Genomic DNA, 14436 nt, shown 5'->3' with positions numbered 1-14436 from the left:
GCATGAGGACCGGTGAACGAGGAATGGTGGAAGAGGCCAGGACATGGATGTGACCACGTGAGCAGAGCATTCATCGGGATGATCGCAGGGATGGCGCTGGCCTTCGCCGGTTACTTCGGAGGCTTCGGGGCGTTCCTGCTCGTGGCCGCACTGGGCGGCCTGGGGTGGGCCGCGGGCCACTGGTTCGACGGCGGAGGCAGCCTCCAGGACCTGCGCGACGGCTATGAGCGGAGCCGTCGATGACCACGGCGGACCGGCGCGGCACCACGACCGTCTCCGAGAAGGCGGTCCGCAGGATCGCCGAGCGGGCGGCCACCGAGGCCGTGCCGGGCCCGGGCACCGGGACGGGCACAGCGGTGACCAGTGCGGGGACCGGAGCCGGGACGAGGGCCCGGGCCTCGAAGGGCTCGGCCGACGTGCACGGTCGCCGGGCGGACGTGAGCGTCGACGTCACCCTGCCCTACCCGGCGCCCCTGCCGGAGGCGGTCCGCCGGCTCCAGGACCATGTCACCGCCCGTACGAAGGAGTTGACCGGCCTCGACGTCACCAGAGCACGCGTCGGCGTCACCGCTCTGATCCCGGCGCCGGTCACAGAATCGGTCCCGGCCGCGGCTGCGGCTGCGGTGAAGAGCGTGGCGCCGGAGAGGCCGGCCACGGACGGGTCCACCACGGACAAGCCCTCCGTGGACGAGCCCGCCCAGGCGTCGCCGACCTCGCGGACGCCGCTGCGATGGTGGTCCGGGCGACGGCTGCCGACCCTGCTGCTCGCCCTGTCGGCTCTGGTGGCCTGCGGCGCACTGGCGGTCGACCTGGTCCTGGTGCACGCCGCCGGACGACCGGCGGCGGTCTGGCGCACCGGTGCACTGCACTGGCTCTCGCGGCACGGCCCCGGTGAGGCGACCGTCACGGCCTGCGCCGCCGCGGTCGCGCTCCTCGGTCTGCTGATGGTCGTTCTGGCCCTCACCCCCGGACATCGCGGACTGCTCACGGTCACCACGCCCGCTCCGAACCTGCGGGCGGCCGTGGACCGCACGGCGGTCGCCGCGCTCGTCCGGGACACGGTGGGCCAGGCACAGGGGATCGGTCCCGTGAAGGTGCGGGTCCGCCGCCGCAGCGTCAGCGTCCGGGCCGGTCTCGCCTTCGGCGACCGCGCACGCGCGCTCGACGAGGCGCGGCAGCTGGCCCGCCGGGCACTGGAGAGCTGCGAGCTGCGCCGCCCACCGCGACTGCGGGTCAGGGTCCGGCCCGGGGCCGCCTGGGATCCCGGCACGACCACGGTTGGGGACGGCGGGGGAGCGCAGCGTACGCTCACGGCCGGTGCCGACGACACGGCCCTCGAAGGAGTCACCCGCTGATGCGACGTTCCCGTACGGTCCTCGACAGGACCGCCCTCGCCGTGGTCGGCCTGGTGTTTCTTCTCGGCGGCAGCTGGCTCGCCCTCACCCGGGCACCCTGGGCCACGCGCCTTCCGGCCTGGTGGCCCGAGCCCGGCGCCCGTGCCGTGCTGGTGGATCCGGCCGGACTCGCCGAACTGCGTTCCACGGGCTGGTGGACGCCCTCGGTCATGGCCGCGTCGATCGCCGCGACCGTGCTTCTCGCCCTGTGGTGCGTGCGCCTGCTGCGCGGCGGGGCCCGCCCGTCGCTGCCGCTGCCCGCGCCCGGCAGCACGCTGCGGACCCGGGCCCTGGAGGACGTAGTGACCCGGCACGCGGTCGGGATCGGCGGCGTCGGCCGCTGCCGCACCCGCGTGCTCGCACGACGGAAGCAGCTGCAGGTGCGCCTGCACGTCCGGCTCCAGCCCGATGTGGCCCCGGCCGACGTCCTGCCCGCCATCGCCGAGCTCGCGGGCCGGACGGAGAGCTCCCTCACCCCGTACAGCGTGCGTACGCGCGTCCGCTTCTCCACCCGTTCGCACCGTAGGTCTCATGTCCGCTGAACCACGGCCCGCCGTCACCGGCGGCGGCCCACGCGCACTGGAGCCGGTCTGGCGCGGCACCCGGACCCCGGCCGCCTGGGGCGTCGCGCTGCGCCGTACGCCGTTGTCGATGTGGCGGGACGACATCTCCGACTACGCGGCTGCCCTCACCTACTACGCGATCCTGGCTGTCCTGCCCTCCCTGCTCGTCACCGTCATCGCCTTCAGCATGATCAGCCCGGGTACCGCCGAGGACTTCATCGCCCACGTCACCGCCTACGCCCCGGACCAGTCCGGCACACAGCTGCACGACGTGCTGACCCGTACGCTGCGGGACGGCTCGGCCGCCTGGACGCTGCTGGGCGGCGGCATCGTGAGCGCCCTGTGGTCCGCCTCCAGCTACCTCGCCGTCTTCCGTCGCGCCCTGCACCGGATGCACCACGAGGCCGACCACCGGTCGCCCTGGCACACGGCACCCCGCATCCTGCTCACCGCCTTCGGCCTCCTGGGGCTGCTGCTCGTCAGCGCCCTCCTCCTGCTGCTGACCGGGCCGATCGCCGAGACCGCCGGCCGCCTTCTCGGCTTCGACACGGTGGCCGCATGGGCCTGGAACCTGCTGCGCTGGCCGCTGCTGCTGTGCCTGGTGGCGCTGCTGGTCGTCATCGTCTTCCACACCGGACCCGTACCGGCCCGCCGTCGGAAGCACAGCGTTCCCGGCGGGATCCTGGCGGCGGGCCTGTGGCTCGTCGTCTCCGGAGGCTTCGCCCTGTACACGTCTGCGCTCGGCGCCTACAGCAAGCTCTACGGCTCGCTCGCGGGGGCGGTGGTCTTCCTCATCTGGCTGTGGCTGTCCAACCTCGCCCTGCTCGCCGGGGCGCAGTTCACCGCCGAACTGAGCGGGCTGAGCGGGAGAGAGCGGCCGGCCCTGCCGCCGGCGGAAGGTTCCCCCGAAGCCGCCTGAACCGGTGACGTGATCCCTTGCGCCTCCCTTCAGGTCTCGCAATACTTAGCCTCATGGCACAGTATTCGGCGCAACTGGACGGTGTGTTCGTCGCGCTCGCCGACCCGACCCGGCGCGCGGTCGTCCGGCGTCTGGGCCGCGGCTCCACGAGCGTCGGTGAGCTCGCCCGCGAGTTCCCCATGACCCTGCCCTCGTTCATGAAGCATGTGCGCACGCTCGAAGCGAACGGGCTGATCCGCACGGTCAAGTCCGGCCGGGTCCGCACCTGTGTGCTCAACCGCGACCGGCTCGCCCTGGTCGACGACTGGCTCGCCGAGCAGCGCCGGGCATGGGAGGAGCGCACGGACCGCCTCGAACAGTTCGTCACCGACCCGGAGGAGGACAGACAGTGAATCCCGACCTCGATCTCAGCCTGGAGCGGATCATCCGCGCGCCGCGCGCGACCGTGTGGAGTGCGTGGGCCGACCCGTCCCGGCTGGAGAAGTGGTGGCTCCCGGCCCCGATGCGCTGTCGGGTGGACCAGTTGGAACTGCGGCCCGGCGGGGCGTTCGTGACGCGGATGAGCGATGACGCCACCGAGTTCGTCCCGCATCTGGACGCGTGCTTCCTCGCCGTCGACGAACTCCAGCGGATCGTGTTCACCAACGCCGTCGACAGCACCTGGCGCCCGGCGAATCCAGCCCCGGTCACGATGACCGCCACCATCACGCTGCACGAGCACCCGGACGGTACCGACTACCGGATGCTCGTGCGGCACGGCGACCCGGAGTCCCGTGCCCGGCACGACAAGCTCGGCTTCGCCGACGGCTGGGGCACGGTCGCGGGTCAACTGGCGGCGCTCGCCGAGAGCATGGCCCCACGATGAGGACGACCCTCATGGAGTTCATCACGCCCGACGGACTGCCGACATCCACCTGAGACGGGACGGGCCCGGGAAACCGACTAAGACGCACTGTTCGCACTGTCCGGACTGTCTGGTGTGCCCGGGGTGTTCGGGCTGTCCGGGCGGGCGGTGTGATCGCGGTGGCCCGTCGTGCGGCGGTTCTCCTTCATCTCGGCCTCGTAGAGGTGGTCGCGTCCGTCCGCGAGGTCCCGCAGGGCACTTCGCTCCAGTTCCTTGAAGGGCTGGTAGTAGGTCCCGTCGTAGGCCTCGACGATCTGGAACGTCCAGTGACCGGGGATCACATTGCGGCCCAGGATCTCGCGCTCCACACGGTCGGCGTACTCGGTGTGGCCCGCCTCGCGGAGGAGGCCGACCGCGCGGTCCAGCTCCAGGTCGGCCCCTCCGGTCAGCTGATGGAAGGAGTACAGATGGCCCCGGGCCCGCTCGGTGGTCTCCAGCGCCTTGGACAGCGCACCGAGCGCTTCCACGGTCTCGTCACTGACTCCCTCGGGGCGCCGATGGGCCCGGTCGGGACCGTCGTTCGGTTGGTTCATGCTCTGCCGCATGCCCGCGGAGCGCGGACACCTATGCCGCCGCGGTGGCACGAGTGCCCGGATGGCGCACGAGGCCTGTCGGCGCCGTCAGTGCCCGCCGCGCCCGCGGCGCGGTGACCGTCCGCGGTTCACGGCGTCCGGTCGTCCCCGCCGTCCCCGTTGTCTCCGGTGGCCCCGTTGCCTCCGTTGAACATGGAGATCAGGCTGTGGGGGGTCTTGTCGCCGTAGAGCAGCTCATGGAGTTCGGTGCCCTCGGCGGCGGCTTCGGTGCCGCGGGTGAACATGGCCTCCTCGTACTCGGCGAGGGCGCCTTCGACGTCCTCGGGGCGGGCCGCGAGGGCCTTGCCGAGTTCGGCGCCGTCGTACATGGCGAGGTTGGCGCCTTCGCCGTTCGGGACCGAGAGGTGGGCGGCGTCGCCGAGCAGGGTCACCCCCGGCACCCTGTCCCACCGGTGTCCGACGGGCAGGGCGTTGAGGGGACGCAGCACCGGCGCGGTCTCAGTGTCGGTGATCAGCGCGGTCAGCTCCGGTGCCCAGCCGTCGAACTCCTTCGCGATCCGCGCGGTGACCGCGGCGGAGTCGCCGAAATCGATGCCCGCGAACCACTCCCGCGACTCGCTGAGCATCACATAGGCGTGGAGGGTGCCGCCGCTCTCCCGGTGGGCCAGGATCGCCCGGCCAGGGGTGAGCGCGAACATCGACCCGCCGCCGACCGCCTTCGCACTGGCCGGGTGCCGGGTCTCGCTGTCGAACAGATAGGTCTCGACGAACGACATGCCGGCGTACTCGGGGGTGATGGCGCTGAGCAGCGGCCTGACCCGCGACCATGCGCCGTCCGCGCCGACCAGCAGGCTCGTGACGACGGTGGTGCCGTCGGCGAAGGTCACCTCGTGCCGCCCCTCGCCGAGCGCACGGGTGCCGCTGACCTTGTGCCCCCAGCGGACGGTGCCGGCCGGGAGCGAGTCGAGCAGTATCCGCCGCAGCTCGCCGCGCAGCACCTCGGGGCGGACGCCCGTGCCGTCGTCGGCCTTGTCGAACAGGACGGACCCGTCCACGTCGAGGACCCGTATCGCCTCGCGGCCCTCCAGGACGAGGGCGCGGAACTCGTCGAGGAGGCCTGCCGTCTCCAGGGCCGGCTGTCCGTTGTAGTCGTGGATGTCGAGCATTCCGCCCTGCGCACGCGCCGTCGGTGAGGCCTCGGCCTCGTAGACCGTGGCCGGGATGCCGTGGACGTGCAGGACGCGGGCCAGCGTGAGCCCGCCGAGCCCGGCGCCGATGATCGTCACATGAGTGCCCTCAGCGCTGTCACTGCGGTCAGTGCTGTCAGCGTTCTGAGTGCCTGGGGTGGGTTGAGTGGTCATGGTGGGTCCTCGCCTGTCGTACGTCTGCCGGAGGTGCCCGGCGGATCTCCAGCAAGGTTTCAGCCCGCGCCGACATGCCGCCGACACCTGACCGACAGCTCTCGAAGGGTGTCTACAGGCGACCGACACAGGGCTGTCGGCACCAAGTGGGCGGCGGGCGCTCACAGGTCGACGGTCGTGCCCCACCCCTCGCGCACGGCGACAGCGTGGGCGACATGCGCCGCCGCCACGTCCAGGGCGGCGTGTCCGGTGGACTTGAACAGGGTCGGTCCGGTCTCCTCCCGGCGGCCGGGGTGCGTACCGGAGAGGACGGCGCCGAGGAGGGTGACGGCCTTTCCCTCGGGCAGGTCCTGCAACTCGTGCGCGCCCGCCGGCGGCGCGGCGGTGTGGGCGCCGGGCCACTCCGCGAAGAGGAGGGCGTCCCGGACGGTGTCGGCGTCCACCTCGGGGCCGTGGGAGCCGCCCACCGAACTGACATGGGCGCCCGGCGCGAGCCAGTCCCGGCGGATCACCGGGCGGACGGCGCCGGTGCAGCAGAACACCACCCTCGCATCGCGCACGGCCGCTTCGGCGCTCGGCGCGGGCTCGGCCGCGGGGTGCAGAGCGGCCGCGTCGCGGACCCTCCGCGGATCGCGTCCGGCCACGGCTACGGGCGTCGTGGGGTCGAGGAGCGCGAGCAACGAGAGCTGTGCCCGCGCCTGGGCTCCGGCACCGATGACGGCGATGCGGCCGGGCCGGGGCGCGGCCAGGGCGAGGGCGCTGTGGGTGGCCGCCGCGGCGGTACGTGTCTCCGTGAGGGCCTCGGCGTCGAGGAGGGCCAGCGGGCGGCCGTCCTCGGGATCGAAGAGGGCGACGATGCCGCGGTGGCTGCTCCGTCCGGCCTGAGCCGGGTCCGCGAACACCGAGACGAGCTTGGCGGCGAGCCCGAGCCCGGGGACGTACCCGGGCATGACGCCCAGCAGCCCGCCGGGGGCGCGGGCGGCGACGCGCGGCGGTGCGGAGGCCTCGCCCCGGCTGACGGCGATCAGAGCCTGTGCCACCGCGTCCATGACCTGGTGCGGGTCGAGCGCCGCGCGGGTCCGGGCGCGGTCGAGAACGAGGACACCACTCATGTCGGTCCGTTCGCCGGGTCGGAGGAGGAGGGCGCGGATGCGCCGGGGGCGGTCAGGAGCCGTCGCAGCGTGTCGGTGGCCTCGCGCAGGTGCTCCCGCAGTTCGAGGAGGCGGGTGGGTGTGAATTCGGCGTCCAGGCCGACGACCGTCAGCGCGCAGACCGGCGCTCCGGACGTCGGTGAGACGACTCGGCCGAGCGAGGCGACGGGCTGTTCGTTGCGGCCGTGTTCGACGGCGAACCCGGTCCGTTCCGCGCGTTCGATGTCGGCCAGCAGCCCGTCGGGACCCTCCAGCGGGTGCCCTGCCGCTTCGGCGGGACGCAGATAGGGGGCGCGGGCGGCGGGGTCGAGCGCGGCGACCAGGGCGAGGGGGCCCGCGAACCGGTGGACCGGCAGGCCCTCGCCGATCAGGTCGGTGATCATCGCGAGCCGCTCGGGCCGTACGGCGTCGATCACCCGCGACCGGTCGTCCTCCAGGACCTGGAGGTTGGCCATCATGCCGGTGCGCGCGGACAGCTCGGTGAGCACCGGGCGGGCGATGGCCGTCAGTGAGTTCCTGGCCGCGGACGACGACAACTGGAGCACCGCGGTGCCGGGCAGATAACGGTCACCGGCCCGCAGCACCCACCCCCGGCGTACCAGATCGAGGAGGACGCGGTAGGCGGTCGCCCGATGCAGCCCGACCTCCTCGGCCAGGTCGGTCAGGCGCGGCGGGTACGGCGCCCGTGCGACGGCCTCGACCAGGTCCAGGGCCTTGTCCACGGCGGTGCGGGGTGCTTCGGGCAAGTCCGACCACTCCTTGTGGCGTCGGGGCACGGCGGCGTACGGTGCTGTCTGTTGCGGGAGATGTTACATGTGTTACGTACAGCGCAACAACTGGCAGGGTGATCCTGAACGGGACGACCACCCTGACCACCCCGGGCGAGATGAGCGAGATGAGCGAGAGGCGAAGATGACGAACGAGGCCTCGGGAGCGCCGACCCCGCACGCCCCGCCGCCGACGGGGACGGTCGCCGTGTATCGCGGCGCCACGCTGTTCGACGGAACCGGACGGGCGCCCCGCCCCTCGACGTCGATCGTCGTCGACGGCGCGACGATCCGGGCGGTCGGTGACGACACGGAGATCGCCGCCTCGCTCCCTGCCGACACGCGCGTCCACGACCTCGACGGACGCTTCGTCATGCCGGGGCTGATCGACTCCCACCAGCACATCGCCACACCGCCCGACCGGCCCGCCGCCGAAGCGGTCCTCGACCGGCTCGTCCACAGCGGCGTGACGGCGATCCGCGACATGGCGGACGATCTGCGGCAGGTCGGCGACCTCGCGCGGGCCACCCTCGTCGGCGAGATCCCCGGCCCGGACATCCGCTACGCCGCACTGATGGCCGGGCCCGGCTTCTTCGACGACCCGCGCACCCACCAGGTCTCCCAGGGGGAGATCCCGGGCGCCGTGCCGTGGATGCAGGCCATCACCCCCGACACGGACCTGCGCGTGGCGGTGGCCCTCGCGCGCGGCACGCACGCCGCCGCCATCAAGGTGTACGCCGACCTCGACCACGCCACGGTCGCCGCGATCACCGCCGAGGCACACCGCCAGGGCATCCCCGTCTGGGCGCACGCCGCGGTCTTCCCCGCCACGCCCCGACAGGTCGTCGAGGCCGGTGTCGACAGCGTCTCCCACGTCACGTTGCTCGCCTTCGAGGGCGCCGAGGGGCCGTTGACGACGTACAAGGACAAACCACGGGTCGATCACCAGCGGTTCGCCGCCGAGGACGATCCGCACCTCGACGAACTCTTCGCCCTGATGTGCCGCCGCGGAACCGTGCTCGACGCGACCGCCGGCATGTGGGAGAGCGACGAGCTGACGGGGGAGGGGCCCGAGGACGCCGAACGCGCGCGGGCCAACGCGCAACTGGCCGCGCACATCACGGCTCAGGCGTACCGCGCCGGCGTGGACCTCTCCACCGGCACCGACTACGAGACCCCTCCCGGCGACCCTTTCCCCGCCCTGTTCGAGGAGTTGGCGTTCCTCGTGCGCCGCTGCGGCATCCCGCCCGAGGAAGTACTGCGCTCGGCCACCCTGATCGGCGCCCGGAGCGCCGGAGCCGAGGACCTCATGGGCAGTGTCGAGGCGGGCAAGCTCGCCAACTTCGCCGTCCTGGACGAGAATCCGCTGCTCGACATCGACCACCTGCGCAGCGTCACGCTGACCGTCAAGCGCGGCCACCGCTTCGAGCGAGGCGCGTACAAGGAAACCCGATGAACTCCACACCCATGATCATCAACGCGCTCGGACAGCTCGACAACCCGAACGCGCCCCGGTCGGCCGGGGCCGCCGCACAGCTCAACCAGAGCAGCGAGCAACTCACCATCGACGCCCGCACCTTGGCGGACGCCCACGCCTCGGGCCTCATCGCCGTCAACATCACCCTCGGCTACACCATGGGCGACCTGCCGCCGTACGAGCACACGCTGCACGAGATCGACGTGTGGGACGGGATCGTGCGGGAGCACGCGGCCGACCTGCTGAAGGTGCGCACGGTCGCCGACCTCCACCGGGCACGGGAGGAGGGCCGGATCGGTGTCGTCTACGGCTTCCAGAACGCCGTCGCGGTCGGCGAGGACATCGACCGCGTCGCCACGTTCGCCGAATTGGGCGTGCGCGTCGTGCAACTCACCTACAACCAGGCCAATCACATCGGAGACGGCTCCATGGCACCGGCCAACCGGGGCCTGAGCGACTTCGGCCGCCATGTGGTCGAGGCGCTGAACGCACACGACGTGATGGTCGACCTCTCGCACAGCGGCGAGCGCACCTGCCTGGAGGCCGCGGCCCTCTCCCGTACGCCGGTGTCGATCAACCACACCGGCTGCCGGGCGCTGGCCGATCTGCCCCGCAACAAGACCGACGAGGAACTGCGGCTGGTCGCCTCGCGCGGGGGGTTCGTGGGCATCTACTTCATGCCGTTCCTCAGCCTGTCCGGGCACGCCACGGCCGCGGACGTCGTCGAGCACATCGACCACGCCGTGAACGTGTGCGGTGAGGACCACGTCGGCATCGGCACCGACGGGCCCGTCACCTCGATCGACGACCTCGACGCCTATCGCGCGGATCTCGCCGAGCATGTGGCGCTGCGCCGGGCGGCCGGGGTCGGCGCGGCAGGCGAGCGCGCCGACACACTCCCCTTCGTCCTGGACCTGCGCGGGGTGGACCAGTTCAGGGAACTGATCCACCTCCTGGAACGGCGCGGATACCGCTCCGAACGCATCGAGAAGATCCTCGGACGCAACTTCCTCGACTACGCGGACCGGGTGTGGGCGGCCACCGCGTGAGGAATGCTTGAGCGCCGGACCTACTTGAGGGCCGCCGCGAACAGGGGCACCACGTGCTCCAGCGCGTAGTCGACCGACAGTACGGAGTCCATCGCGAAGGCCGAGCTGATGTTCTGGTCGTCGAAGACGACGGAGTGGCCCTTCTTCACGGACGGTACGGCCTTGAAGAGGGGGTCGGAGCTGATCTTCTTCGCGGTGATGCCGATGGGCGCCATCACGGTCAGGTCGGCGTCGAGGAGGTTGAGGTTCTCCTCCGAGACGGGCACGGAGAACGCGGACCCGGCCTTGGCCTCGATGGCGGGGCTGTTCTTGAACCCGAGCCGCTCGACGAAGTCGACCCGGCCGGTGCCGCGGACGTACGCGCCCCAGGCGGACGCGGTCCGCGAACCGAGCGTGATGGTCTTGTCCTTGAACTCCGGGTGCGCCTTCGCGGCGTCGCTGAACTTCTTCTCGGTCTCGGCGATCAGCTTCTCCCCGTCGTCCGGGAGACCGAGGGCCTGGGCGACCATGGTGGTCTGCTTCGCCCAGGAGATCTTGTACTGGTCGCCGCCCTTGGGCACACCGATGGTCGGCGCGATCTTGCTCAGGGTGTCGTAACGCGTCTGGTCGCCGCTGGACTTGGTGTCCAGGATCAGGTCGGGCTTGAGGGCCGCGATCTTCTCGTACTCGGGCTCCAGCGTGCCGATCTTCTGCGGGCTCTTGTCGTAGAGGCCCTTGGCCCAGGGGCCGAGGCCGTCGCCGCCGAAGGCGAGCCAGTCGCTGGCCCCGACCGGCTGGACGCCGAGCGAGAGCGCGGCCTCGGCGTCTCCCCAGCCGAGCGCCACCACACGCTTGGGCGCCTCGTCCACGGTGACCGTGCCGAACTTGGTGGCGACCTTCGCCGGGAACGCGCCGTCGGACGGCTGGGCGGCGCTGTCCTGGGTGCTGGACTCGTCGGACGAACCGCAGGCGGCCAGCGTTCCCATCAGGGTGAGCGCGAGGGCGCCGGTCAGCAGGCGCAGACGGCCGGGGCGGCGTCGGAAGCCGGAGTCGGCGGGGCGAGAGGACATGGTGGGTGCTCTTTCCGGGAGGTTCATCGAAGTACTCGACACAGAGGGGAGAAACGGGGTCAGGGGTTCATGACGGGGACGGGGACGGGGACGAGGTGAGAGGGGCGCCGTCGGCCTGCGGCACCGTGATGTGGTGCCGCCCCATCGGAACGATCAGGGGTGTGGCCGACGCCGGGTCCGGGACGACCGCGCTGCGCAGCCCGAACACCTCGTGCACCAACTCCTCGGTGACGATCGCGGTCGGGGTGCCCTCGGCGACGACCCGGCCGTCCTTCATCGCGATGAGGTGGTCGGCGTACCGGCACGCGAGGTTGAGATCGTGCAGGACGACGGCGAGGGTGACGCCGCGCTGCCGGTTGAGGTCGGTCAGCAGGTCCAGGACGTCCAGCTGGTGGCTGATGTCGAGGTAGGTGGTGGGCTCGTCCAGCAGCAGGAGGTCGGTCTCCTGGGCCAGGGCCATGGCGATCCAGACGCGCTGGCGCTGCCCGCCGGAGAGTTCGTCCAGCGGCCGGTCGGCGAGATCGAGGACGTCGGTGGCGAGCATGGCCGCGGCGACGGCCTCGGTGTCCGACGCCGTCCAGCGCCGGAACCAGCCCTGGTGCGGATACCGGCCGCGGCCGACCAGATCGGCGACCGTGATCGCCTCCGGCGCCACCGGGGACTGCGGCAGCACGCCCAGCGTCGCGGCCACCTGGCGGGTGGGCAGCTCCTGGATGCTGCGGCCGTCGAGGAGGACCGCTCCCGACGACGGCACGAGCAGCCGTGCCATCGAGCGGAGCAGCGTCGACTTGCCGCAGGCGTTGGGGCCCACGATGCAGGTGATGCGGCCGGGTGGCAGGTCGACGTCGAGCTTCGAGATGATCTCGCGCTCTCCGTATCCGAGCGTGAGGTCCCGGGCCTGAAGGGTGTGCGGGGCGGGCGGGGCGGAGCGGTCGTGCGGGGCGGACCGGTCGTGCGGGGAGGTCACCGTCGTCTCCTTGAGGGTGCCGAGCGGTTCACGGACCTCGCCGGAACCTTCGTCTGAGGGTCGTGTCACGGTCAGCCGCCCTTGCCCACGCGGTTGGCGCGCGCGAGCAGCCACAGCAGGTACGGCGCACCGACGAGGCTGGTCACGATCCCCACCGGCAACTGCGTACCGGGGACGAGGTGCTGGGCCGCGTAGTCGGCGAGGAGGACCAGCGCGGCCCCGACCAGGGCCGAGGGCACCAGGGCCGCGCCGCGCCCGGGGAGCAGACGCCGGGCGATGGGCGGGGACACGAAGGCGACGAAGCCGACGGGCCCGGCGGCGGCCGTCGCGAGGCCCGCGAGGGCGGTCGCGCAGGCCAGCATGGCGAGCCGGCTGTGCTCGACCCGCGCTCCCAGACCGCCGGCGGCCTCGTCGCCCAACTGCAGGGCCGGCAGGGCGCGCGAGGCCAGCAGCGCCAGGGGCAGCAGCACGACCGCACCGCTGAACAGGGGCCAGAAGTGGGTCCAGGATCGGCCGTTGAGGCTGCCGGTCAGCCAGAGGAACGCGTTCTGCGCCTCGGTGACGTCCGACCGCGTCATGACGTACGAGACGACGCTCGACAGGCCCGTACCGATGCCGATGCCCACGAGGACCAGGCGGTAGCCGCTGATGCCCTTGCGCCAGGCCAGCAGGTAGACGGCCGCCCCGGTCAGCAGCGCGCCCGACAGGGCGACCGCCGACAGGGCGAGACCGCTCAGGCCGAGGACCATGCTCGCGAGGACGGCGGCGGCGCTGGCCCCCGCGCTGACGCCGATGACATCGGGGCTGGCGAGCGGGTTGCGAAGCAGCCCCTGGAACACCGCTCCGGAGAGACCGAAGCAGCCGCCGACCAGGAGGGCCAGCAGGGCTCGCGGCAGGCGCAGTTCGAGGATGACGAACTGGGTTCCCGCGTCGCCGCCCCCGGCCAGCGTGGCGAGGACGTCGGCGAGCGGGATGACGAAGTCGCCGGTGGTGAGGGACAGGGTGAACGCCGCGAGTACGACGGCGAGCAGGACGCCGCTGACGAGGGCGCCGCGGGCCTGCCCACGGCGTCTGACGCGGACCAGCCGGGCCACGGCGTCGTGCGAGGCGGCGGGGGAGGGACCACCGGTCGTACCAGTCGTACCAGTCGTACCAGTCGTACCGGTCGCGCCGGTCGGCTCCGGCGGCGCGGTGGCCGTACCGCCCGCTGACATGGTCTTACGGTTCACAGTTCGACCACGTTCCGGCGGCGGACGAGCAGGACGAAGGGGATGGCGCCCAGCGCGGCGGTGATCACACCGACCTGCACCTCGCCGGGGCGCGCGATCAGGCGCCCCACGACGTCCGCGAAGAGCAGCAGGGCCGGTGCGAGCAGCGCACTGTAGGGGAGGATCCACTTGTAGTCGGGGCCGGTGATCAGGCGTGCCGCGTGCGGAACGGCCAGGCCCAGGAATCCGATCGGCCCCGCGATCGCCGTGGCCGCGCCGCAGAGCAGTACGACACTCACGGCGCTCGTCAGCCGTACCGCGACGATGCGCTGGCCCAGGCCGCGCGCGATGTCGTCGCCGAGGGCGAGGGCGTTGAGGGAGGGGCCCAGCAGCAGGGCCAGCACTCCGCCGACGGCGATGAAGGGCAGTGCCTGCCACAGGACATCGATGTCACGGCCGTTGAGCGCGCCCACCTGCCAGAACCGGAACTGGTCGAACGTCCGGCTGTCCCTGAGCAGCATGGCGCTGGTCAGGGAGCCCAGTACGGCGGTGGTGGCCGCTCCGGCGAGGGCCAGTTTCACGGGTGTGGCGCCCTCGCGGCCCAGGCTGCCGATGCCGTAGACGAGCACGGCGGCGACACAGGCCCCGAGGAAACCGAACCAGATGTACTGCGCGGGCTCGGTCAGCGACAGGACGCTGATGGCGAAGACGACGGTGACGGAGGCGCCCGCGTTGACGCCCAGCAGGCCCGGATCCGCGAGGGGGTTGCGCGCGACGCCCTGCATCAGGGCTCCGGCGACCCCGAGCGCGGATCCGGCGAGCAGACCGGCGAGCGTGCGGGGGAGGCGGACCTCCTGGATGATCATCTGGCCGTGGACGGAACGGTCGGGGCTGAACACCCCGGCCACGACGTCGTGCAGTGCCACGTCGCCCGAGCCCACGGCGAGGCTGAGCACACTCATGGCGGTCAGTGCCAGGGCCGCGGCGAGCAGCCCCGCGCTGAGGGCGGGTCTGGTGTGCCGGCGGCGGACGCGCGGGGCGTCGGCGAGGTCGGGCGGGGAGAGGGAGACGGTCACGCGACGCGTATCCGAGGG

The 14436-nt window shown here is 72.3% G+C and carries 16 protein-coding genes; 8 read left to right on the top strand and 8 right to left on the bottom strand.

Translation table 11 applies throughout. The features are described 5' to 3' along the window. The first annotated feature begins 57 nt into the window (after window positions 1-57). From J8N05_RS23660 to J8N05_RS23635, 6 genes are read left to right on the top strand one after another with little or no spacing between them, the layout of a single operon-like run. Window positions 58-243 carry a hypothetical protein gene (locus J8N05_RS23660; protein ID WP_210890611.1) on the top strand — a complete coding sequence of 62 codons (186 nt, stop codon included), beginning with the start codon at window positions 58-60 and terminating at the stop codon, window positions 241-243. Continuing rightward, on the top strand, window positions 240-1355 hold the full coding sequence (locus J8N05_RS23655) for a DUF6286 domain-containing Asp23/Gls24 family envelope stress response protein (protein WP_210885701.1): 1116 nt from the start codon (window positions 240-242) through the stop codon (window positions 1353-1355). Before J8N05_RS23660 ends, J8N05_RS23655 begins: the two co-directional genes overlap by 4 nt. After that, on the top strand, window positions 1355-1936 hold the full coding sequence (locus tag J8N05_RS23650) for an Asp23/Gls24 family envelope stress response protein (protein WP_210885698.1): 582 nt from the start codon (window positions 1355-1357) through the stop codon (window positions 1934-1936). The genes J8N05_RS23655 and J8N05_RS23650 overlap by 1 nt, the downstream gene beginning before the upstream one ends. Beyond that, window positions 1926-2876, top strand: coding sequence for a YihY/virulence factor BrkB family protein (locus tag J8N05_RS23645; RefSeq protein ID WP_210885693.1), 951 nt, complete (start codon window positions 1926-1928; stop codon window positions 2874-2876). The genes J8N05_RS23650 and J8N05_RS23645 overlap by 11 nt, the downstream gene beginning before the upstream one ends. Before the next feature lie 53 nt (window positions 2877-2929). After that, entirely contained in the window at window positions 2930-3268 is a 339-nt protein-coding gene (locus J8N05_RS23640) for an ArsR/SmtB family transcription factor (RefSeq protein ID WP_210885691.1), read from the top strand. Continuing rightward, on the top strand, window positions 3265-3741 hold the full coding sequence (locus J8N05_RS23635) for an SRPBCC domain-containing protein (protein ID WP_210885689.1): 477 nt from the start codon (window positions 3265-3267) through the stop codon (window positions 3739-3741). Before J8N05_RS23640 ends, J8N05_RS23635 begins: the two co-directional genes overlap by 4 nt. 77 nt (window positions 3742-3818) lie before the next feature. Here J8N05_RS23635 and J8N05_RS23630 read toward each other — a convergent pair whose 3' ends face one another. The 4 genes from J8N05_RS23630 to J8N05_RS23615 all read right to left on the bottom strand — a co-directional run bounded on the left by J8N05_RS23630 (window position 3819) and on the right by J8N05_RS23615 (window position 7571). Next, window positions 3819-4313 carry a hypothetical protein gene (locus J8N05_RS23630; protein WP_210885687.1) on the bottom strand — a complete coding sequence of 165 codons (495 nt, stop codon included), beginning with the start codon at window positions 4311-4313 and terminating at the stop codon, window positions 3819-3821. 128 nt (window positions 4314-4441) lie between these two features. After that, window positions 4442-5599, bottom strand: coding sequence for an FAD-dependent oxidoreductase (locus tag J8N05_RS23625; protein WP_247706427.1), 1158 nt, complete (start codon window positions 5597-5599; stop codon window positions 4442-4444). Window positions 5600-5835: 236 nt separating this feature from the next. Next, the gene (locus J8N05_RS23620) at window positions 5836-6786 is read right to left on the bottom strand and encodes an ornithine cyclodeaminase family protein (protein WP_210885684.1); all 951 of its coding nucleotides are present in this window, start codon (window positions 6784-6786) and stop codon (window positions 5836-5838) included. Continuing rightward, window positions 6783-7571: an IclR family transcriptional regulator gene (locus J8N05_RS23615; RefSeq protein WP_247706426.1), complete on the bottom strand. Its 789-nt coding sequence runs from the start codon at window positions 7569-7571 to the stop codon at window positions 6783-6785. The genes J8N05_RS23620 and J8N05_RS23615 overlap by 4 nt, the downstream gene beginning before the upstream one ends. A gap of 166 nt (window positions 7572-7737) precedes the next feature. Between J8N05_RS23615 and J8N05_RS23610 the strand changes: the two genes are divergently transcribed. Then, window positions 7738-9048 (top strand): amidohydrolase family protein, encoded by a 1311-nt coding sequence (locus J8N05_RS23610; RefSeq protein ID WP_210885681.1) that lies wholly within the window; start codon window positions 7738-7740, stop codon window positions 9046-9048. Beyond that, the gene (locus J8N05_RS23605; RefSeq protein WP_210885678.1) at window positions 9045-10118 is read left to right on the top strand and encodes a dipeptidase; all 1074 of its coding nucleotides are present in this window, start codon (window positions 9045-9047) and stop codon (window positions 10116-10118) included. Before J8N05_RS23610 ends, J8N05_RS23605 begins: the two co-directional genes overlap by 4 nt. 20 nt (window positions 10119-10138) lie before the next feature. Here J8N05_RS23605 and J8N05_RS23600 read toward each other — a convergent pair whose 3' ends face one another. The 4 genes from J8N05_RS23600 to J8N05_RS23585 form a co-directional block, all read right to left on the bottom strand. After that, the gene (locus tag J8N05_RS23600; RefSeq protein WP_210885675.1) at window positions 10139-11167 is read right to left on the bottom strand and encodes an iron-siderophore ABC transporter substrate-binding protein; all 1029 of its coding nucleotides are present in this window, start codon (window positions 11165-11167) and stop codon (window positions 10139-10141) included. Between the two features lie 67 nt (window positions 11168-11234). After that, window positions 11235-12134 carry an ABC transporter ATP-binding protein gene (locus J8N05_RS23595; protein ID WP_210890330.1) on the bottom strand — a complete coding sequence of 300 codons (900 nt, stop codon included), beginning with the start codon at window positions 12132-12134 and terminating at the stop codon, window positions 11235-11237. A gap of 71 nt (window positions 12135-12205) precedes the next feature. Then, on the bottom strand, window positions 12206-13348 hold the full coding sequence (locus J8N05_RS23590) for a FecCD family ABC transporter permease (RefSeq protein ID WP_210885672.1): 1143 nt from the start codon (window positions 13346-13348) through the stop codon (window positions 12206-12208). 11 nt (window positions 13349-13359) lie between these two features. Next, window positions 13360-14418, bottom strand: coding sequence for a FecCD family ABC transporter permease (locus J8N05_RS23585; protein WP_210885669.1), 1059 nt, complete (start codon window positions 14416-14418; stop codon window positions 13360-13362). Window positions 14419-14436 lie beyond the last annotated feature (18 nt).

The organism is Streptomyces liliiviolaceus (assembly GCF_018070025.1).
In the GTDB taxonomy this organism is placed as follows: Bacteria; Actinomycetota; Actinomycetes; order Streptomycetales; family Streptomycetaceae; genus Streptomyces; species Streptomyces liliiviolaceus.
Note: the sequence above shows the minus strand (reverse complement) of the source record. Positions and strands in the feature narration are given on the sequence as shown.